Origin of the sequence: Candidatus Pelagibacter sp. (assembly GCF_965262185.1) — a bacterium.
GTDB lineage: Bacteria > Pseudomonadota > Alphaproteobacteria > Pelagibacterales > Pelagibacteraceae > Pelagibacter.
The window spans coordinates 446570-466104 of the sequence record NZ_OZ253498.1; the positions used below are offsets into that span (position 1 = coordinate 446570).

Sequence of the window (19535 nt, forward strand, 5' to 3'; positions counted from 1 at the left end):
GAGCTAATGTTGGCTCAAATGTATCAAAACTTAGTTTTAAAGAACCCTAAGGCAGTATTTATACTATTGCTAATTTCCATTTTAAGTTTTGGTTATTTTTCTAAAGATTTCAGGTTAGATGCTTCATCGGAAACCTTGCTAATTGATGGAGACCCAGATTTAGCATATTTACAGGAAATTTCAGAAAGATATGGGTCTAAGGAATTTTTAATTCTTACATACACTCCTAATGAAGGAATGGTGACAGATTCCTCCATAAATAATCTATTAAGTCTTAAATACAAAATTCAAAGTTTAGATTGGGTTCATAGTGTTATTACACTTTTAGATATACCACTTTTAAATAATTCAGATGCACCACTTCAAGAAAGATTAGAAAGCTTCAAAACTTTAAAAGATGAGGAGGTAGATAGAGAAAGAGGTTTTAGTGAAATTTTAAACAGTCCTGTCTTTAGAAATTTTGTAATTAGTGAAGATGGTAAGACAAGTGGAATTATTGTAAATATCAAACAAAATAAACAATTAGAAGATATTGAAAATAAATCTAGAGAAGAAATTGAAAATTATAAAGATCAAATCAAAAAACAAAATCACCAAAATATTTTAGAGATAAGACAAGTAATTCAAAGTTATGGAGACGTTGGAAAAATTTACTTAGGTGGAATTCCAATGATTGCAGATGATATGATGACTTTTATCAAAAGTGACATCATTGTATTTGGTATTGGAGTTTTGTTATTTATTATAGCAACTCTTTGGTTTGTGTTTAGAAATCTAATTTGGATTATTGTTCCTATTAGTAGTTGTTTTTTCTCTGTAATTATTATGATGGGTCTGCTTGGATTAATTGGGTGGAAAGTAACTGTTATATCATCAAACTTTATTGCCTTAATGCTAATTCTTACAATGGCGATGAATATTCACATGAGCACAAGATTTCTTCAGCTTAAAAAAAATTTCCCATCCAAAAATAACTTTGAAATCATTTCCTTAACAACAAGTAAAATGTTTTGGCCTATATTGTATACAGTTTTAACAACAATTTTGGCTTTCTTATCTTTAATCTTTAGTGAAATAAAACCTATTATTGATTTTGGATGGATGATGACTTTTGGTTTGATCACATCATTTATAATAACTTTTACTTTGCTACCTACTCTTTTAAATTTTACTTCAAATGGAAATGTGTCTTTGAAAAAAGAACAAGATTCTAAAATTACATCGATACTTGGTTCGATTTCTTTAAATTATAAATTTACAATTTTTTCTACAACTGGAATTATTATTGTCTTAAGTGTGATTGGTATAAGTAAGCTAGAAGTTGAAAACAGCTTTATAAATTATTTTGATAAAAACACTGAAATTTACAAAGGAATGAAGTTAATTGATGAACAACTTGGTGGAACAACTCCTTTAGAGGTAATTTTAAAATTTCCTAAAAAAGAAGAAAACAAATTAGAAGATGATGATGAATTTGAAGATTGGGGAAATGAAGAAGATGCTAATGATGAAAAGTATTGGTTTACTAAAGATAAAATAGATAGAATTACATCTGTTCATAATTACCTAGATAGTCTTCCACAAGTTGGTAAAGTTTTATCTTTTTCATCAATTATTGATGTTGCAACACAACTGAATAACAATAATCCACTTGGTACTTTAGAGATGGGAGTATTGTATTCCAAAATACCTGAAAGTATAAAAACAGAAATAATTGATCCATATCTATCAATAGAAAATAATGAAGCTCGAGTTAGTCTTAGAATTATAGACTCGCAAGAAAATTTAAGAAGAAATGACTTAATTAATAAAATTAATTTTGATCTAGAAAATGAATTAGGTTTAGAAAAAGATGATTACCAATTAGCTGGGGTTTTAATATTATTTAATAATTTGTTACAAAGCTTGTTTAAATCACAAATTTTAACACTTGGTTTGGTTATGATTGGTATTTTCTCAATGTTTGTTATTTTATTTAGAAATATAAAACTTTCATTAATTGGTGTTGTACCGAATTTTATAGCTGCATTCTTTATTTTGGGAATTATTGGTTTGTTAGGAATACCATTGGATATGATGACTATCACAATAGCTGCAATTACAATTGGTATAGCTGTTGATAATAGTATTCACTATATTTACAGGTTCAAGGAAGAATTTAGCAAACTAAAAGATTACAACAAAACTTTAAAAACATGTCACTCAACAGTTGGGATTGCAATTTTAAATACCTCAATCACCATTGTTTTTGGTTTTTCAATTTTAGTATTGTCTAAATTTATACCTACAATTTATTTTGGAATGTTTACAGGTCTTGCAATGCTGCTTGCAATGATATCAGTGTTAACTTTGCTACCAGTATTGATATTAGTGGTTAAACCCTTTGGTAAAAGTGCCTAATGGTAGATGCTCTTAAAGATTTTTATGAAGCATCCTCTATTATTGATTTAATCTATATCGCAATAACCCTATGGTCTTTAACAAGTTGTTATAGAAAAGGGTTTGTCTTAAGCATCCTTTCAATGGCAAAATGGCTCCTAGCCTATGTTATTACTCTAATTTTATTTCCACGTATAAAACCTTATGTAGAGGATATAATAGACAACGAATATGTTCTCGATATAGGTCTTGGAATTGCAATATTTATAGTTGTTATCTTTTTAGTCTTATTAGTTAACAAAGGTATCAGTAAAGCTGTAAAATATACCGGTATAGGAGGCTTAGACACTACCTTTGGATTCTTTTTTGGGTTTGTAAAAGCATATATTATTTCTGTTTGTATATTTTCAGGTGTGCATATTGTTTATAACTACGATAAATGGCCAATAAATTTGGATAAATCATACACCTTTCCATATTTAGAAAAAGGTAGTAATTATCTGATAAAAGAATTCCCTAATGAAAAAACATATCAAGAATCTAAAGAAAAAATTGAAGATATTTGATCCAAAATTAAAAGAGGAGTGTGGAGTTTTTGGCATTAGTAATGCTAAAGATGCATCAGCGTTAACAGCTTTAGGTTTACACGCACTTCAACATAGAGGTCAAGAAGGTTGTGGAATTGTTACTTTTGATGGAGAAAAATATTACTCAGAAAAAAGATTTGGATTAGTTGGAGATAATTTCAATAAAGAAAAAGTTTTAAAAAACCTCAAAGGTAATTATGCTATTGGACATAATCGATACAGTACAACCGGTAATAATATTTTAAGAAATATCCAGCCTTTTTTTGCAGATACTAACGCAGGTGGAATTGGAGTATCTCATAACGGAAACTTAACAAATTCAATATCTTTAAGAAATAAACTCGTAGAAGAAGGAGCTATTTTTTATACTACTTCTGACACAGAGACCATAGTTCAGCTAATTGCTAAATCTAAAAGATCAAAAACAATTGATAAAGTTATTGATGCAATATTTCAAATCCAAGGAGGATACGCATTGGTAATGATGACCCAAAAATCTTTGATAGGCGTAAGAGATCCATATGGAATTAGACCTTTGATCATAGGAAAACTAGGAAATAGCTATGTGCTGACCTCTGAAACTTGTGCATTAGATATCATTGGTGCAAAATTTATTAGAGAAGTAGAAAACGGTGAAATAGTGTTAATAGAAAATGATGAACTAACTAGTATTAAGCCCTTCCCTCCTAAAAAGGTAAGACCATGTGTCTTTGAGTATATTTATTTTGCAAGACCAGATAGTTTACTTGATAACAAAACAGCTTATGAGCACAGAAAAAATTTAGGAAAAGAACTTGCAAAAGAAAATGATGTTGAAGCTGATATTGTAGTTCCTGTTCCAGATTCTGGTAATGCTGCAGCACTTGGATTTGCACAACATTTAAAAATGAATTTTGAGCATGGTTTGATTAGAAACCATTATGTTGGAAGAACCTTTATTGAACCTAGTCAGCAAATTAGGAGCTTAGGTGTAAAATTAAAATTAAATGCAAATCAAAGCACGATTAAAGATAAAAAAATTATTTTAATTGATGACTCACTTGTTAGAGGAACTACCTCTTATAAGATTGTAAAAATGCTATATGATGCAGGTGCAAAAGAAGTCCATGTTAGAATTGCTTGTCCAGAGATCAGATATCCAGATTTTTATGGTGTAGATACTCCAACTAAAAAAGAATTATTAGCAGCAAATAAAACTAACGATGAAATCTGTGAATATATAGAAGCAAAATCAATTAAATTTTTATCTGTTGATGGATTGTATAGAGCAATTGGTTTTGACAAGAGAAATGAGACATATCCTCAATTAACAGATCATTATTTTACTGGTGATTACCCAGTTAAACCTGTTGATGAATTGGGTGATAATAAAATAACTCAACTTTCTTTATTAAGTACAGCATCTAATAATTAAAATATGAAAACAGTAAATTTTACTGAAATGAAAAATGGCTCCAAAGAGGATTATGAGCTACTAGAAAAATTTGAAAAAAATTTTGAAAGACAAACAGCAGATAGAATTATTAATTATTTATCGAAGCAAACTACAACGCTAGAAGGATATAAAATCACAAGATTAGAACATTCTTTACAAGCTGCAACAAGAGCATTTAAAAATAATGAAAATAATGAGATGGTTGTTGCAACTTTATTACATGACATAGGAGATGATCTTGCACCAATGAATCATTCACAATATGCTGCTTCTATTTTAAGACCTTACGTTTCTGAAAGAACTTATTGGATCATTCTTCATCATGGTCTTTTTCAAACTTATTATAGTGCTCATCATTTAGGTGGTGATAGAAATGCAAGAGACAAATTTAAAGATCACAAATACTACCAGGACACGATAGATTTTTGCGAAAAATATGATCAGTGTTCATTTGATCCTGAGTATAAAAGTATGTCTTTAGAGGATTTTACGCCATTAATAAGGAAAATATTCTCAAAAGAACCTTATTATTACCTTTAAATTCATTTATAAATCACTAATTAAAGCCCATGATTAAAACTAAAGAGCAAATTATAGAATATTTTCAGTCAGGTATTAAAGAAACAAAATATTTTAAAATTGGAATTGAACACGAAAAATTTTTGTTCGACACCAAAGAAAACAAAAGAATTGATTATCCAAAAGTAAAAGAAATGTTTACAGCCTTAACCGAGTTTGGCTGGAATCCTGTTTTTGAAAAAGAAAATATTATTGGTCTTAATAAAGGTGGTAAAAATATTACATTAGAGCCTGGTAATCAGATTGAATTATCAGGTGACAAGTTAAACCATATGCATGAAGCGTGCGCAGAATCTCAAGATTATTTATTTGAATTAAAACAAGTAACAAAAAAATTAGATATCAAAATAGTTAGTGCTGGCTTTGATCCTATTTCAAAATTAGAAGATATCCCAAACAATCCTAAGCAACGTTATGAACTGATGACAAAAGATATGCCATTAGGTGGAGAGCTTAGTTTAGATATGATGTATCGAACTTGTGGAACACAATTAAATATTGATTACAATTCGGAAGAGGATTTTGTTAAAAAATTTAAATTAGCTAATTCTATTGTTCCAATTTCAATTGCACTATTTGCAAATTCATCAATCGTTGAAAAAAAGAATAGCAAGTATTTATCCTATAGATCTAAAGTTTGGCAAAGTACTTCTAGAGGAGGTTTGCCTAAATTATTTTTTGATAATTTAGATTTCAATAAATATGCAGAATTTGTAATGAACTTTCAAATTTTATTCATTCAACATAATGATCATTATATTTCAGGGAAAAAATATACATTTAAGGATTTCATGGATGGAAAAATTGAAGAAATAGGAAATAGACTTCCAACAGAATCTGATCTTACAACGCACTTAAGTACAATCTTTACAGAAAATAGATTGAAGAAATATATTGAGCTTAGATCAATGGATACCTGTGGTTGGGATTGCCTATGTGCTGGACCAGCTTTTAATATTGGGATGTTGTATGGAAATTTAGATGAAGCATACGAATTAGTCTCTTCATGGGAAACAGATAAAATAATCAATGCTTATTTAGAAGCTCCCCAAAAAGGATTTAATACTCAATTAATGGGTAAAGACTTATTGTATTGGACTTCTGCTCTTCTGGACATTTCTAGAAAAGGATTAGAGAAAAGAGATATCATTAGCAAAAAAGGAAATAACGAAACTATCTTCTTAAATCACTTGCAAAATGTAGTTGATAATAAGACTACAAATGCAGATCATATGATTAGTAAATTTTCTAAAGATGAAAATTTAGAAGAATTATATGACAAATAGAATTGTAGCTGTTCAAGGAAATCATCCCTCTACCTTAAACCCTATAACAGATACTAGTGTTTTTTTAGCTAACGAAATTCAAAACAAATATAAAATTTTTTATTACGATCCAAAAGATCTATCAATAATTAACAAAAAAGTTTTAGCTAAAGGCTTCTTCATTAAGTTCAATTATCAAAACAAAAAATTTTATAAAATCATTAAAAAACAAACTTTAGACCTTACAAAGTGTAAGTTTATTTTAATCCGTCAAGATCCCCCATTTAACTTAGAATATATTTCAACGACTTACATTTTAGATTTTATTAAAAATAAAGTTAAAATAATCAATAACCCAACATCTATAAGAAATATTTCTGAAAAGTTATATTCAGCAAAATATTTGAAATATATGCCTGATACACTTTTTTCTCAGGATATAAATGAAATCAAAAATTTTATTAAAAAACATAAGAAAGTAATCATCAAACCTATTCATAGTTATAGTGGTAATGATATTCACTTATTAAATAAATTTAATTCAAAACTTATAAATAAATTTATTAAAAAGCATGATCATATTATGTGTCAAAAATTTTTACCTAAAATTAATAAAGGAGACAAAAGAGTTTTTATAATTAATGGAAAAGTTTGTGGTGCAATTTCTAGAGTTCCTAAAAAAGGATCTTATTTAAGTAATATGAGTAAAGGTGCTAAACCAATTAATATCAATTTAACCAAGCAAGAAAACAAAATTTCAAAATTAATTGCAAATGATTTGAAAAAAGAAAATATTTATTTTGCAGGGATTGATTTTATAGATCAAAAATTAAATGGAGATATCAATGTTACTTCTCCTACAGGACTTAAAACTTTTTTTGATTTATCTGGAATAAACTTAGCAAAAACTTTTTGGAAAGAATTAAAAGCATGAATAATTTAACTGATCAGCAAAAAGGTTCTTTAATGGCTTTTGTTGCAGTGATGTTTATCACTCCTGATAGTTTATTTATTAGACTTTCAAATGTTGATACTTGGGGATTAGTTTTTTATAGAGGGATCATTCCATTTGTAACTGTGTTTGTTGGAATGTTAATAATTTATAAGTCAAATTTCTTTAAATTGCTTTATGGCAATTCTATCTATGGTGTTGCTTACATTGTTACATTTTCTATAACCAACATTACTTTTGTATTATCAATTCAAAATACAAACGTTGCAAACACACTTGTTATGATCGCACTTGCACCAATGTTGTCAGCTATTTTTGGGGCAATATTTTTAAAAGAAAAACCAGATAGAAATACTTTGGTTGCTATAGCAATTACGTTTTTAAGTGTTCTTTATATATTTTACGACTCGGTCAAATTAGGAAATATTTTTGGTGATGTTTTAGGATTTATTACAGCATGTGGTCTTGCTGCAGGAGCTACTATTATCAGAGCTGGAAAAAGGCTTAATCTGGTTCCTTCAGCTGTGATAGGTAAACTGGTCGTAGCATTAGTTGCTTTATTCTTTATTGATACATTTGAGCTAAAAGACAATGATATTTATATCATTCCAGCAATGGGTATCCTTTGTGTGGCCATTCCTTTTGTGTTGGTAACACTAGCTCCAAGATACATAACAGGAGCTGAGGTAAATCTATTCTTTCTAATGGAGACAGTTTTAGGACCTATTTGGGTGTGGATGGTTGTTAAAGAACAACCATCAATGGAGACAATTCAGGGAGGGGTGGTAATCATTTTAACTATAGCTATTCACTCATTCCTAGCCATAAAAAAAACACAAACCAAAACTACTTAGCCCGCAATTTATTAATACTTAAAATTTAGAAATGCAAAAAGAAGTAAAAAAATCCTGGGCCCTATTTATAGGTATTGGAACCATGATGATAGCTCATGGATTACAAATGCAGATAATGGGTATTAGGTCTGTACTTGAAGACTTTAGTGTTTTTACTACAGGAATTTTCATGTCAGGATATTATGTTGGTTACTTTATAGGTTCTAGAACAACTCCAAATTTTGTATCTAAGGTAGGACACATTAGAGTGTTTGCAGCATTTGCATCCCTTGCATCACTTAGTGCATTACTTGCTGTAGTTTATGTAAATCCATTTATGTGGACAGTTAGTAGATTTATAACAGGTATCAGTTTAGTTAGCTGTTATGTTGTTACTGAAAGTTGGTTAAATGATAGGGCAACAAATAAGAATAGAGGTCAATTATTATCTGCATACATGATGATAATTTATTTTGGTCTTGCAGTTGGAATGTTGTTACTTAACTTGAGTGAACCAAAAGCCTATGAACCTTTTATTTTAGTATCTATACTTTTATCTTTAGCGCTTGTTCCAATATTATTAACAAAAAGACCAGCTCCAAAATTTAAAAAAATTGAAACAATTAGTATTAAAGAACTTTATCAAATCTCTCCTCTTGGAACTTTTAGTTCTTTTTTCACTGGAGTAATTCATGCTGCATTTTTTTCTTTAATTTCAGTTTATGCAACTCTTGCACAACTTACTTTATTTGAAACTTCAATTTTATTATTTATTGCAACGATTGCAGGTGTATTTGGTCAAGGACCAATTGGATATTTTTCAGATCAGTTCGATAGAAGAAGAGTAATTATTGTAACAACATTCGGAAGTTCTGCTTTAGCATTGCTATCAATATTAACTTCTAATGATCCTATCCAAAATATTTATTATATGGATGAATTTGCGTTTAAAAAAATAGTTTTCTTTATCGCGGTTGGTCTTTATTCAAGTTTATGCCTTCCATTGTTTTCTTTAAATCTTGCGCACACTAATGACTTTGTTCCAAAATCTAAATTCGTTGCTGCCGGTGGAGGACTTCAATTAATCTTTGGTGTTGGTGCAATTACTGGTCCAATATTGTGTTCGTTGTTTATGGAATGGTTTGGACTAAATGGATTTTTTGTATTCTTAATTTTAGCTCATGCTTTAATTGGTGCATTTGGCTTGTACAGAATGAGAGTAAGAGAGACTGTAGATAATCCAGATTCTACATTTACACCTGTTCCTGCAACCATTACACCTGCTGGATTAGAATTAGATCCAGATACACCTGCCACATTAGAAGAAAATACAGGTACTACTGATAAAACTGTTTACTAACAAATTATATTTAGTGAGAGTCTAATACCGCATGTAGGAACTGTTTGGTTCGTTCATTTTGTGGGTTATCAAATAATTTTTCTGGAGGCCCTTGCTCAAAAATTTTACCCTCATTGAAAAAACAAACTCTATCAGAAATTTCCCTGGCAAACCCCATCTGGTGAGTAACCATAATCATAGTTAAATTATGCTCTTTGTTTAATGAACGTATTACATTCAAAACTTCTCCAACAACCTCAGGATCAAGGGCTGAGGTTATTTCGTCTAAAAGCATTACCTTAGGTCTCATTGCCAAAGCTCTTGCTATAGCAACTCTTTGTTGTTGACCACCTGAAAGTCGACTTGGATGTTGATCTTTTTTATCAGTCAAACCCACTAGTTCAAGTAATCCAAGAGCTCTCTCCTCTGCTTCTTCTTTTTTTAATCCCAATACTTCAACAGGAGCCTCAATACAATTTTGTAAAGCAGTCATGTGAGGAAACAAATTAAATTGTTGAAAAACCATTCCTATTTTAGATCTTCTTTCTCTTAAATATTTTTCTGAAGCTTCAACTAAATTACCATTTTCGTTCATATGAGTTAATGGCTCGCCGTCTAAATGTATTACACCTCCATTAATTTTTTCTAATGTCATCAAAACTCTCAAAACAGTAGTCTTACCCGATCCTGAAGGGCCAATAATGGACACCATTTCATTCTTTTTAATTTCTAAATTAAGTTTGTCTAAAACTACTAAATCACCGTATTGTTTAGTAACCTCATCAAACTTAACTAATATTTCACTAGAATTTGTATCACTCATAAATTTATTTTTTTATTTTTCCTTGAGATATATTAACATCTCTTTCAAGTTTTCTAACCCACATTGCAGCAGGAATTGATAATGTTAAGAATATTATACCTACTAAAGTATAAGGTTCTAAGTATCTGTAATGATAGCCTCCAACGGCAGTAGCAGCGTGAAATAATTCTGCAACACCTATTGTTGATAACAAAGGTGTATCTTTAAATATTCCTACTAAGTAATTTCCCATACCAGGAATAGCTATTGGAAATGCTTGTGGTAGTACTATTCTTCGGTATGTATAAATTGTAGAAAAATTTAATGCTCTGCATGCTTCCCATTGAGATTTTGGCACACCTTCTAATGCTCCTCTGTAAACTTCAGACAAATAAGTTCCAAAATGAAGTCCAATTGTAATCATTCCACAAACCCATGCAGACAAAGTAATCCCAAATTGAGGAAGGACAAAGTAAACGAAGAATAATTGAATTAACAAAGGTGTTGATCTTATAAATTCAACTATTTCCCTATTAATAATGTTTACAAACTTAAATGGCGTTCTTTGACCAACTAAAAATAATAACCCTACTACAAGTGCAATTGCATAACCTACTCCAGCTGCCAGAATAGTATTTAGTGTTGCCAGCAACATTCCAGGAAGTATTTCAATGGCGAAATCCCATCTCCAACCCATTTCCATGTTTTATAAATGCTCCTTTCCAACTTTTCTTGCAGCTAATACTTCTAACCATCTTAAAAATGGAACCAAAGCAAATCTGGCCATAAAATAATAAATCAATAAGGCTGAACCAAATGCTTGTGCTGATAACCATGTAATGGAATTAATTTGTTTAGCTTCAAAAGTTAAATCCACAACAGTTACAAGTGCAACTAATGCTGTAGCCTTTAATAACTCTACAGTTAAATTAGCAGCAGGAGGTAAAATAATTGGAAATATTTGTGGTATAATAATATTTTTAATTCTTTTTGCTGGACTAAAATTCAAAGCATGAGCAGCTTCCCATTGTCCTTTGGGTACTGCTAAAATTCCTCCTCTAACAATCTCTGCACCATAGGCTCCAAAATTCATTCCTAACGAAATAACACCAGCCCAGAAAGCTTCTAAGGATAAACCAAAAAATGGTAGTACATAATAAAACCAAAAAAGCTGTACGAGAAGTGAAGTACCTCTAAAGAATTCTATATAACCTGTAGCAATACCTTGAATTACTTTGTTTTTTGAAATTCTCATTAACCCAAAAATCATTGAGATAATGACGTATAAAATAATAGAACAAATTAAGACTTTTATTGTGGTTACTGAACCTAATAAAAGTGTAACTCCATGTTCTTCTAAAAAAGCAAAATAACTCAAAGTAAAATCTTTCTAAAAAAAAATCAGGCGATATTTAAATCGCCTGATTAAATTTAATTATTATTTTATTTAGTTGAACATGCCCACTCAGTGGTCATGCTTGGGTCAGTCAATAATTGAGCTTTGGTATAACCATATTTGCCTGCTCGCTCCATCATTTTAGGACTACCCATAACTTTAGCTAAAGCAGCATTAAATGCTTCTCTAAACTTATCGTCACCTTTTCTAAAACCAATACCAACAACATTCATAGTTTCTTTTGGCATTTTACTTGGGTCTGTTACCTCAAACTGTCCATTAGTTTTTTCCTCATGCTCTTTTCCACCAAACCAAGTTTGAACAGCAACATCAGCTCTACCTGCTTTCATGGCAGCTAGAATTCCAACTTCACCTTCAACTAGAAGCATTTGACTTTCAGGAACACCGTATTTTTTAGCCGCTTCAACAGTATTAAATCCTGCACCTGTCACAAGTTTAGCACCAGTTCTAATTACATCTTTATAATTATAAATACCTTGTGGATTTCCTTTTGGAACTAACATTGCATCACCGAATACTCCAATTGGATCAGAAAAATCAATATTGGCACATCTACTCTTAAGTATGTACATTCCACCAGTGATCATATCTGAACGATCTGCATTTAATCCTGGAATTAATCCTGACCACTCAAAAACTTTAGTTTCATGCTCAGTAATACCCATTTCTTCTAAAACAGTTAAAGCAATCATGTTTACAAAACCTAATGCTTCACCATTATCTCCTGCATACGCCCAAGGAACAGCGGTTCCAAAACCTAGTCTTAATTTGTGACCATCTGCAAGCCTTTCTGTTAATGTTTTTGCATTAACAGTTGAAATACTAAACAGAAGAACAAATAAAACAGTTAACGTCTTATATATTTTTCTCATTATATCCCCTTCGTTATGTTTAAAATAAATTTAAACAGATTATAGAAGTGGTGTACACAGAAATTAAAAAATTATATTCAATCTTAAGTTGTCTAATTTTTATTTTACAAGGATTTTATCTGATAACTTTATTTCACCATCATTTTCAGGTGTCAAATAAACACCCATATCATAATGATCGTAAGTTTGTTTTAAAGTTTTTAATAAATTAAAAGAATTATCATCTGTTTTAGGTTTTAAATTTATTGCAACACATCTTGGAATATTTTTTTCAACTTTAAACAAGACATCATTAATTTTTAAAGTTTTACCAATCCAATTTCTTTCTTCCCAAGCTTCCATTCCATCAAAATATAGATTGCCTCTAAATATAGATTTTTCTATTTTTTGATTAATTTTATTCTCGAAATCTTTAATACTATTAATATTTAAAAGAGAAATTGAATTTCTAAACATGGACTTGTTAGAAATGGAGGTATCGTAAAAAGGATACTGGTCATTTCTCATAAGTCTTATATCGTTTTTTAAAGACCCCTCTAATTCAATTAATTTTTTTACAAGATCATCTTTTTCATATGATTCATTAACGTTAACGGTAATAATTTCTTTATTATTTAGTGTTAAAGTTAACTTATTACCCTCATGTAAAAAATTGTACTTATTAAATACCGGAGTGTTTTTAAGCGTTACAATTTTGTTCCATTTACCTTTTCTTGTTTCAGGATTTTTTTCAAATGCTGTAGATTGATCTAAATCAAGATTTTGTGAAAAAGCAAAAACTCTATCCCCTTCTATCCCAACATTTTTATTAATTGTACATCTCTCAATATTTTGAAATGAAATTGATTTTACAGGACAGTTGTGTATTGAAGTAATAATTGCGCTCATATAAACTTTAAAAAATAATATGACTTATCTGAATTCAAATCAACTTAAACAATATAACGAAGAAGGATACGTAGCACCCTTAGATATCTTAACTAAAGAAGAGGCTTTAGAGGCAAGAAATGAAATTGAGCTAATTGAAAAAAAAATGCCAAACGAAATTGATAAATCTGGCAGATATAATGTTCATTTAATCTCTCCCAAACTAGATGCCATTGTTCATAATTCTAAAATTCTTGATGCTGTTGAAAGTATTATTGGAAAGAATATTTTAGTTTGTAGCACCACCTTGTTTATAAAAGATCCAAAACAAGAAGGATTTGTAAGTTACCATCAAGATGCAAAATATATTGGGTTAGAACCTCATAATTGGGTTACTGCTTGGATAGCTATTACAGATTCAAATAAAGAAAATGGTTGTATGAGAATGTGGCCTAAATCTCATATTGAGCTTAAAGATCATAACCAAAAATTTAATGAAGGAAATCTATTAACACGTGGTCAAACGGTAGAAGGGGTTCCTGAAAGCGAAGTTAAGCCTGTTGAGCTTAAAGCCGGTCAAATGTCACTACACCATCCAAGAATAGTACATGGATCTGGCATAAACAAAAGTAATGATAGGAGAATCGGTTTTGTTGTACAAAGCTATATTGGAACTAATGTTAAGCAAGTTTTAGGAAAAAATGGTGTACAAATTGCAAGAGGAGAAGATGAGTTTCATAATCACGAAGTAATCAACCGTGCAAGTTCCCTGCTAAGTGATGAAGGTCAATCCTTAAGAATAAGAGAAAATAAATATCTACAAGAAATTTTTTATAAAGGTTCAGAAAAAAAAGGAACTTACTGACTAAATGAAAAAACTTTTAATCTTAAGTTTATTTCTGTTTTCCAAAACATTTGCCTTTGAAAATACCAAAATTAATTTTGGCAACTTTTCTTTAAATAAATATGAAATTACTATCCAAGAATTTAAAAATTATGCCAAAAAAAATAATTTAATAACTGAAGCAGAGAAGACTGGTGGTGGATATGAATGGGGTGCAGGTTGGGAAAAAAGAGCTGGTTGGACGTATAAAACTCCATATGGTGAAAATCCAGATAGTGAATTAGAACCAGCAGTCCATATTAGTAGATATGAAGCTGAAGATTACTGTAAATCAATAGATGGTAGACTGCCCTCTTTTGATGAATGGTCTTATGCTGCATATCAGCAAGTATTTAATTCTTCAGAGTTTGAAAAAGGCAAAGTCTATAAGTACCCAAGTGGAGATGAAGCTAAAAATATGAATTCTCAAGGACTGCTAAATTATGACAAACATATGGATGTAACTAAATTACCAGAAGGAATTAATGGTTTAGTTGCAATGGGAGGAAATGTTTGGGAATGGATAGATGATCAAAAAAATGATAATTCATTAACAGCTGGTGCTTCTTGGTGGTATGGAGGCTCTAAGACTTCTAAAAGTGGAGCACAATACAAACCATCTAATTTCTATGCAATTTATGTTGGTTTTAGATGTGCTTTTGATTAGAATTTTACTTTAAAATTAAATCTTCAAATGAAAAATAATTTAAAATTAGGAGTTATAGGTATCGATCATGGTCATATCTTTGACATGTTGGATGAAATGTTAAAAGAAGGATGTAATTGTGAATTCTTTTGGACAGAAGGTAATCCATTAACATTAAAAGAATTCAATTCAAAATACCCAAACATTAAAAGAAAAGAAAATAAGGAAGAAATATTAAATGATCCATCTATTGATATGATTTTAATATCTTCAGTTCCAAAAGATAGAGCTCATAACTCAATAGAAGCTTTAAAAGCTGGAAAAGATGTGATGGTCGATAAACCTGGTTGCACCACTCTAGATCAATTAAATGAAATTAAACAAACAGTAAAAGAAACTGGAAAAATTTGGTCTGTTAATTTTTCAGAAAGATTTCATGTTGCAGCTGTTGCTAAAGCTGAAGAATTAGTTGATGAGGGAAAAATTGGTAAAGTAAAGCAAACAATTGGAACAGGCCCTCATAGACAAGGAAATTATGAAAGACCTGATTGGTTTTATGATAGAGAAAGTTATGGTGGTATAATTACTGATATAGGTTCACATCAAATTCATCAATTTTTAGTATTTACAAGTTCAAATGAAGCAAAAATTAATCATGCTCTTATAGAAAACACTACCAAGAAGGAAAAGCCAGGTTTTCAAGATTTTGGAGAGGTTAATCTAACTGGTAATGGTGGACACTGTTACGTTAGATTAGATTGGTTTACTCCAGATGCACTTCCAACATGGGGGGATGGACGATTATTAATCCTTGGAGATAAAGGCTATATTGAAATAAGAAAATATACAGATTTAGCAAAATCAAAAAAAGGAAATCATTTATATTTAGCTAATAATAAAGAAGTTAAATACATCGATTGCTCCGATGTTAAGCTTCCCTACTTTAGAAATTTAATTAATGATGTAATCAATAGAACTGAAACTGCTTGTTCTCAGGAACTAACCTATCTTTCAATGGAACTTGCAATAAAAGCACAATTAAAAGCTGAAAAAAAATGAACAAATATCAAGTAGCAATTATAGGAACTAACATAGGTGCTAAACACTATGAAGATTTTCAAAAAGTTAAAGAGAGATTTAATGTTCATACTTTATGTGGACTTACAAGAGAGGCAATTGACAATATTTTATCAAATGACACTGAAACAAAAGTATCACTCAACTTTGATGAAGTATTAAAAGTAAAAGAAATCGATATCATCGATATATGTCTTCCGCCCCACTTACATTTTTCTGCATGTAAAAAAGCTATGGAAGCTGGAAAACATGTAATTTGTGAAAAACCATTAGTGTCAAGTCTTAAAGAAATCGATGAATTAGAAAAAATCAGTAAAGAAACAGGTAAAATTATTTTTCCAGTTTTCCAATATCGATATGGTCTAGGATTTTCAAAATTAAAAGCATTAATTAAATCTGGTTTAGCAGGGAAATCTTTGGTTGCTTCTTTAGAAACTCATTGGAATAGAGGAAAAGATTATTATTCAAAACCTTGGAGAGGAACTTGGGAAGGTGAACAAGGTGGAGCTATATTAAGTCATTCAATACATATTCATGATTTAGTTAGTATGATCTTAGGTCCTGTTTCAAATGTATTTGCTAAATTATCAACTAGAGTAAATGATATTGAAGTTGAAGATTGTGCAGCTTTATCGATTGAAATGGAAAATGGAACTTTAGTTACAAGCTCAATTACACTTGGAGCTGCAAACGATACCAGCAGACTTCGATTTTGTTTTGAAGGATTAACAGCAGAATCTGGCGCATCACCAGATAAACCATACAGTCCAGCAGATGATGAGTGGCACTTCTTACCAAGATCCCCTGTTACTCAAGCTCAAATAGAGGAAGTGTTATCAAAAGTAAATGAGCCACAATCTTGGTATGCTGGTATGTTTGATGAAATTGCAAATAAATTAGATGGATCTGCTAGTGATGAAGTAACCTTATCAGATGCTAGAAAATCTTTAGAATTTGTAACCGCTGTCTACGATTCTTCCAGAGAAAATAAGAATATCAAACTTCCAATAGATAAAGATAACCCACTTTATCATTCATGGTTACCAAATAAATCATGATAAACTTTGAACTCTCCGAGAATTTAATTGAAGAGTTTAATAATAATGGTTTTCTGATTTTAGATAACTTTTTAGATTTAAATTATATTGAAGATCTTAGAAATAAATTTGAGCCTTTATTTAAAGGTAATTTTGAAACAGGAATTGAGCCAGATGAGTGGAACTGGAAATTTGGTAAAGATCCTGAAGATGTTACTCGTCAAATCTGTAATGCCTGGAAGGCAGATCATTTAATAAAAAAAGTAGTTTGTCATAAAATAATTGGTGAAGTTTGTTCTCGTTTAATGAACTGGCAAGGTGCAAGATTAGTTCAGGATAATGTTTTATGGAAACCACCAGGAGGAAAAACATTAGGCTTTCATCAAGACGCTGCTTATGATGATTGGCTTATTCCACAAACAATGATGACTTGCTGGATGTCATTAGATGATACCTCAAAAGAAACTGGAACTTTAGAGTATATTAAAGGCTCTCATAAATGGGGACTTCAACCTCCTAAAGGAGAATTTCACTCCCCTGAAGATTATAAAAAAGAATTAAACATTTTTGCTGAAAAAAATAACAAACAAATAGAGGTTGCTTATGTAGAAGTACCCGCTGGTGGTGTTTCATTTCACCATGGCTTTACCTGGCATGGATCAGGAATAAATACTTCAAGCAATAACCGAAGAGCAATTGTTTCTCATTGTGTTCCAAGTAATGCAAAGTTTCATCCAACAAACGAAGGTGGAACAGCTAAAACTTATAAAAAATATAAAAAGGAAAATAGTGATTTATTAGATGAAGAATATTTTCCTTTATTGTGGGAAAATAATTTTATTTAGATCCATCAAACCTATCTTCATCCTGTTTAGTTGGATTGTAAGTAGGTGATGTCTCAAATTGTTCTTCACATTTAATATCAATATAAGGTGCTTTAGATCTTGTAAAAATTTCACCTGATACCCCAAACCAAAAGCTTGGTGGATCAAATGTTGCTGCAGCAATTGCTGTTAAACCTTTTAAAGCAGGTGCAGATATGGTCCAATAAACACTGGTTCCACATTTTTTACAAAAATTTGTTTCAAAAGTATTTCCGCTCTCAGTTACAAATTTATATTGATTATAATTTTGTGTATGATGTTTTACATTTTCTTCTTTAAACCAAGCACCAACACCAAAAGGACTTCCTGATCTCAGTTGGCAATATCTACAGTGACAAACTCTAGCTCGTTCTGGATTACCAGATGTTTCATATCTATTTTCTCCACAAGCACAGCCACCTTGATGAATTTCTTTATCTGACATAATAGAGACTATAGTGTTTTGATAACTTAATTCAAATAGGATCTTAATTGCAATTACTAAAATCAATTTGATTAGTAGTATTCATATTTTTTTTCCTTCTTTTTATATCTGTCAGAGTGAATGCTAACATAATTACCTTGTTCATAAGCATTACACCAAAAAATACGTCTTTGTTCTCTAGCAAGTGCAGCACGATTACGCTCCACTCTCTCCTTTTCTTTCATCTCTGCTTGCTGTTTTTCTCTAAGTGCTTGCTCTTTTTGTTTCCTAGTAATTGCCTCTTCCTCTAATTGTTTATCCAACTCTTCAGGACTTAATTTAGATTGGGGAGGCACATATGCATTTACAGGAGTAATTACTTTTTTCTCCTTTAAATATTTCTTAGGAAGTTTTCTTCCAATCATTGAATAATATTTTGCAGGATCTTCATCTTTAATCTTTGCACCATATACATTCAAATAATCCTTAATTTCTTTTTTAACTAAAAAGTTGTAATTTACCTTAACCTTCCCCAAGCTCCTTTTTCTTGAGGAAGATTTAATTGATCTTGCACCTTTATATTTTCTCATTTTGAACCTCTCTTTTTTTGCATTTTCTTCAGTATTTCTAGAAGTTTGAAATACTTAGAGAGCAGACGGTCCTCTATGGTGTTTAATTTTAAAATAGCGCTTCCTTGATCACAATCTCTTGCAAATGCTAGACCTGTTTTACGAATGATAGAGTTAGCAGATACAACAACTCCTTTTTCTCTAGCATCTTCAATAAAATCAGCCACTTTATCTTTGTATTCTTGACCTTCGTATTCCAGCATCTCGTGATTGAAAATACCCGCTTCAATAATAGGAATTCGTTTAAGACGAATTGATACATCAATCATTTTTGTAACAATAAGCTCTTCTTGAACATCAATAGGTTTTAAATAATCAATTAACCGATTGATAAAGTTTTGAAGATCTTCAAGTTTTTCTCCAATGACTATGTGCTTTTCTGCATCAAGTCCGTGTTGGATTGCATTTTTACTGACCATCAACTTTCCAAGTTTAGTTTTTGGTCCAGTAGATTTCTTAGCGTTTCTTCTGTTTGCTAATAGTTGTTTTTTACTGATTTTTTTAGCCATAGTTTTCTCCTAGTAAGGCAAATTGCAGATGCGATCCTGCTTTCGCTAACTCACCAGAATATGGCTTTAATTAAGAGTGCATGGGAAACGCCCAAGACGATCTTTTTTATAAAGACAACCTATTATATCACAATTAATTA

21 protein-coding genes are annotated in these 19535 nt (G+C 30.6%); 13 read left to right on the forward strand and 8 right to left on the reverse strand.

The genetic code is table 11. The features are described from left to right. Positions 1-6: 6 nt before the first annotated feature. The 8 genes from ACQY31_RS02565 to ACQY31_RS02600 are packed head-to-tail and all read left to right on the forward strand — an operon-like array spanning position 7 to position 9390. Positions 7-2400 carry an efflux RND transporter permease subunit gene (locus ACQY31_RS02565; RefSeq protein ID WP_428080552.1) on the forward strand — a complete coding sequence of 798 codons (2394 nt, stop codon included), beginning with the start codon at positions 7-9 and terminating at the stop codon, positions 2398-2400. Beyond that, on the forward strand, positions 2400-2945 hold the full coding sequence (locus tag ACQY31_RS02570) for a CvpA family protein (protein WP_428080554.1): 546 nt from the start codon (positions 2400-2402) through the stop codon (positions 2943-2945). Before ACQY31_RS02565 ends, ACQY31_RS02570 begins: the two co-directional genes overlap by 1 nt. Continuing rightward, positions 2899-4380 (forward strand): amidophosphoribosyltransferase, encoded by a 1482-nt coding sequence (gene purF, locus ACQY31_RS02575; RefSeq protein WP_428080556.1) that lies wholly within the window; start codon positions 2899-2901, stop codon positions 4378-4380. Before ACQY31_RS02570 ends, purF begins: the two co-directional genes overlap by 47 nt. Positions 4381-4383: 3 nt before the next feature. After that, positions 4384-4941, forward strand: a complete 558-nt coding sequence (locus tag ACQY31_RS02580; RefSeq protein WP_428080558.1) for an HD domain-containing protein — start codon at positions 4384-4386, stop codon at positions 4939-4941. A 29-nt stretch (positions 4942-4970) separates the two neighbouring features. Next, on the forward strand, positions 4971-6266 hold the full coding sequence (locus ACQY31_RS02585; protein WP_428080560.1) for a glutamate--cysteine ligase: 1296 nt from the start codon (positions 4971-4973) through the stop codon (positions 6264-6266). Then, positions 6256-7179 (forward strand): glutathione synthase, encoded by a 924-nt coding sequence (gene gshB, locus ACQY31_RS02590; RefSeq protein ID WP_428080562.1) that lies wholly within the window; start codon positions 6256-6258, stop codon positions 7177-7179. The genes ACQY31_RS02585 and gshB overlap by 11 nt, the downstream gene beginning before the upstream one ends. Then, the gene (locus ACQY31_RS02595; RefSeq protein WP_428080564.1) at positions 7176-8051 is read left to right on the forward strand and encodes a DMT family transporter; all 876 of its coding nucleotides are present in this window, start codon (positions 7176-7178) and stop codon (positions 8049-8051) included. The genes gshB and ACQY31_RS02595 overlap by 4 nt, the downstream gene beginning before the upstream one ends. 31 nt (positions 8052-8082) lie before the next feature. Beyond that, positions 8083-9390 carry an MFS transporter gene (locus tag ACQY31_RS02600; protein WP_428080566.1) on the forward strand — a complete coding sequence of 436 codons (1308 nt, stop codon included), beginning with the start codon at positions 8083-8085 and terminating at the stop codon, positions 9388-9390. Between the two features lie 10 nt (positions 9391-9400). On the opposite strand, the gene ehuA is transcribed toward ACQY31_RS02600, so the two are convergent. From ehuA to ACQY31_RS02625, 5 genes are all read right to left on the reverse strand, one after another. Continuing rightward, positions 9401-10192, reverse strand: a complete 792-nt coding sequence (gene ehuA, locus ACQY31_RS02605; protein WP_428080568.1) for an ectoine/hydroxyectoine ABC transporter ATP-binding protein EhuA — start codon at positions 10190-10192, stop codon at positions 9401-9403. A gap of 4 nt (positions 10193-10196) precedes the next feature. Then, positions 10197-10874: an ectoine/hydroxyectoine ABC transporter permease subunit EhuD gene (gene ehuD, locus ACQY31_RS02610; RefSeq protein ID WP_428080570.1), complete on the reverse strand. Its 678-nt coding sequence runs from the start codon at positions 10872-10874 to the stop codon at positions 10197-10199. Between the two features lie 3 nt (positions 10875-10877). Further along, positions 10878-11549, reverse strand: coding sequence for an ectoine/hydroxyectoine ABC transporter permease subunit EhuC (gene ehuC / locus ACQY31_RS02615; protein WP_428080572.1), 672 nt, complete (start codon positions 11547-11549; stop codon positions 10878-10880). 65 nt (positions 11550-11614) lie between these two features. Beyond that, positions 11615-12460 carry a transporter substrate-binding domain-containing protein gene (locus tag ACQY31_RS02620; RefSeq protein ID WP_428080574.1) on the reverse strand — a complete coding sequence of 282 codons (846 nt, stop codon included), beginning with the start codon at positions 12458-12460 and terminating at the stop codon, positions 11615-11617. Between the two features lie 99 nt (positions 12461-12559). Beyond that, entirely contained in the window at positions 12560-13348 is a 789-nt protein-coding gene (locus tag ACQY31_RS02625) for an MOSC domain-containing protein (RefSeq protein WP_428080576.1), read from the reverse strand. A 19-nt stretch (positions 13349-13367) separates the two neighbouring features. Here ACQY31_RS02625 and ACQY31_RS02630 point away from each other — a divergent pair, with 19 nt between their 5' ends. From ACQY31_RS02630 to ACQY31_RS02650, 5 genes are read left to right on the forward strand one after another with little or no spacing between them, the layout of a single operon-like run. Further along, positions 13368-14192 carry a phytanoyl-CoA dioxygenase family protein gene (locus ACQY31_RS02630; protein WP_428080578.1) on the forward strand — a complete coding sequence of 275 codons (825 nt, stop codon included), beginning with the start codon at positions 13368-13370 and terminating at the stop codon, positions 14190-14192. A 4-nt stretch (positions 14193-14196) separates the two neighbouring features. Continuing rightward, positions 14197-14877, forward strand: coding sequence for a formylglycine-generating enzyme family protein (locus tag ACQY31_RS02635; protein WP_428080580.1), 681 nt, complete (start codon positions 14197-14199; stop codon positions 14875-14877). Between the two features lie 27 nt (positions 14878-14904). Continuing rightward, complete coding sequence (locus tag ACQY31_RS02640) at positions 14905-15915, forward strand: Gfo/Idh/MocA family protein (protein WP_428080582.1); 1011 nt, start codon at positions 14905-14907, stop codon at positions 15913-15915. Continuing rightward, positions 15912-16991: a Gfo/Idh/MocA family protein gene (locus ACQY31_RS02645; RefSeq protein ID WP_428080584.1), complete on the forward strand. Its 1080-nt coding sequence runs from the start codon at positions 15912-15914 to the stop codon at positions 16989-16991. The genes ACQY31_RS02640 and ACQY31_RS02645 overlap by 4 nt, the downstream gene beginning before the upstream one ends. After that, on the forward strand, positions 16988-17815 hold the full coding sequence (locus ACQY31_RS02650) for a phytanoyl-CoA dioxygenase family protein (RefSeq protein ID WP_428080586.1): 828 nt from the start codon (positions 16988-16990) through the stop codon (positions 17813-17815). The genes ACQY31_RS02645 and ACQY31_RS02650 overlap by 4 nt, the downstream gene beginning before the upstream one ends. Here ACQY31_RS02650 and ACQY31_RS02655 read toward each other — a convergent pair. The 3 genes from ACQY31_RS02655 to ACQY31_RS02665 form a co-directional block, all read right to left on the reverse strand. Beyond that, positions 17808-18278: a GFA family protein gene (locus ACQY31_RS02655; RefSeq protein WP_428080588.1), complete on the reverse strand. Its 471-nt coding sequence runs from the start codon at positions 18276-18278 to the stop codon at positions 17808-17810. The two genes, ACQY31_RS02650 and ACQY31_RS02655, sit on opposite strands and share 8 nt — an antisense overlap. 71 nt (positions 18279-18349) lie before the next feature. Beyond that, the gene (locus tag ACQY31_RS02660) at positions 18350-18847 is read right to left on the reverse strand and encodes a hypothetical protein (RefSeq protein ID WP_428080590.1); all 498 of its coding nucleotides are present in this window, start codon (positions 18845-18847) and stop codon (positions 18350-18352) included. Next, on the reverse strand, positions 18844-19395 hold the full coding sequence (locus tag ACQY31_RS02665; protein ID WP_428080592.1) for a hypothetical protein: 552 nt from the start codon (positions 19393-19395) through the stop codon (positions 18844-18846). Before ACQY31_RS02665 ends, ACQY31_RS02660 begins: the two co-directional genes overlap by 4 nt. Between the last annotated feature and the right edge of the window lie 140 nt (positions 19396-19535).

Excerpts from the sequence above, each read along its gene's own strand:
- ACQY31_RS02565 (WP_428080552.1), top strand. The coding sequence starts at position 7 with ATGTTGGCTCAAATGTATCAAAACTTAGTTTTAAAGAACCCTAAGGCA.
- ACQY31_RS02570 (WP_428080554.1), top strand. The coding sequence starts at position 2,400 with ATGGTAGATGCTCTTAAAGATTTTTATGAAGCATCCTCTATTATTGAT.
- purF (WP_428080556.1), top strand. The coding sequence starts at position 2,899 with ATGAAAAAACATATCAAGAATCTAAAGAAAAAATTGAAGATATTTGAT.
- ACQY31_RS02580 (WP_428080558.1), top strand. The coding sequence starts at position 4,384 with ATGAAAACAGTAAATTTTACTGAAATGAAAAATGGCTCCAAAGAGGAT.
- ACQY31_RS02585 (WP_428080560.1), top strand. The coding sequence starts at position 4,971 with ATGATTAAAACTAAAGAGCAAATTATAGAATATTTTCAGTCAGGTATT.
- gshB (WP_428080562.1), top strand. The coding sequence starts at position 6,256 with ATGACAAATAGAATTGTAGCTGTTCAAGGAAATCATCCCTCTACCTTA.
- ACQY31_RS02595 (WP_428080564.1), top strand. The coding sequence starts at position 7,176 with ATGAATAATTTAACTGATCAGCAAAAAGGTTCTTTAATGGCTTTTGTT.
- ACQY31_RS02600 (WP_428080566.1), top strand. The coding sequence starts at position 8,083 with ATGCAAAAAGAAGTAAAAAAATCCTGGGCCCTATTTATAGGTATTGGA.
- ehuA (WP_428080568.1), bottom strand. The coding sequence starts at position 10,192 with ATGAGTGATACAAATTCTAGTGAAATATTAGTTAAGTTTGATGAGGTT.
- ehuD (WP_428080570.1), bottom strand. The coding sequence starts at position 10,874 with ATGGAAATGGGTTGGAGATGGGATTTCGCCATTGAAATACTTCCTGGA.
- ACQY31_RS02620 (WP_428080574.1), bottom strand. The coding sequence starts at position 12,460 with ATGAGAAAAATATATAAGACGTTAACTGTTTTATTTGTTCTTCTGTTT.
- ACQY31_RS02625 (WP_428080576.1), bottom strand. The coding sequence starts at position 13,348 with ATGAGCGCAATTATTACTTCAATACACAACTGTCCTGTAAAATCAATT.
- ACQY31_RS02630 (WP_428080578.1), top strand. The coding sequence starts at position 13,368 with ATGACTTATCTGAATTCAAATCAACTTAAACAATATAACGAAGAAGGA.
- ACQY31_RS02635 (WP_428080580.1), top strand. The coding sequence starts at position 14,197 with ATGAAAAAACTTTTAATCTTAAGTTTATTTCTGTTTTCCAAAACATTT.
- ACQY31_RS02640 (WP_428080582.1), top strand. The coding sequence starts at position 14,905 with ATGAAAAATAATTTAAAATTAGGAGTTATAGGTATCGATCATGGTCAT.
- ACQY31_RS02645 (WP_428080584.1), top strand. The coding sequence starts at position 15,912 with ATGAACAAATATCAAGTAGCAATTATAGGAACTAACATAGGTGCTAAA.
- ACQY31_RS02650 (WP_428080586.1), top strand. The coding sequence starts at position 16,988 with ATGATAAACTTTGAACTCTCCGAGAATTTAATTGAAGAGTTTAATAAT.
- ACQY31_RS02655 (WP_428080588.1), bottom strand. The coding sequence starts at position 18,278 with ATGTCAGATAAAGAAATTCATCAAGGTGGCTGTGCTTGTGGAGAAAAT.
- ACQY31_RS02660 (WP_428080590.1), bottom strand. The coding sequence starts at position 18,847 with ATGAGAAAATATAAAGGTGCAAGATCAATTAAATCTTCCTCAAGAAAA.
- ACQY31_RS02665 (WP_428080592.1), bottom strand. The coding sequence starts at position 19,395 with ATGGCTAAAAAAATCAGTAAAAAACAACTATTAGCAAACAGAAGAAAC.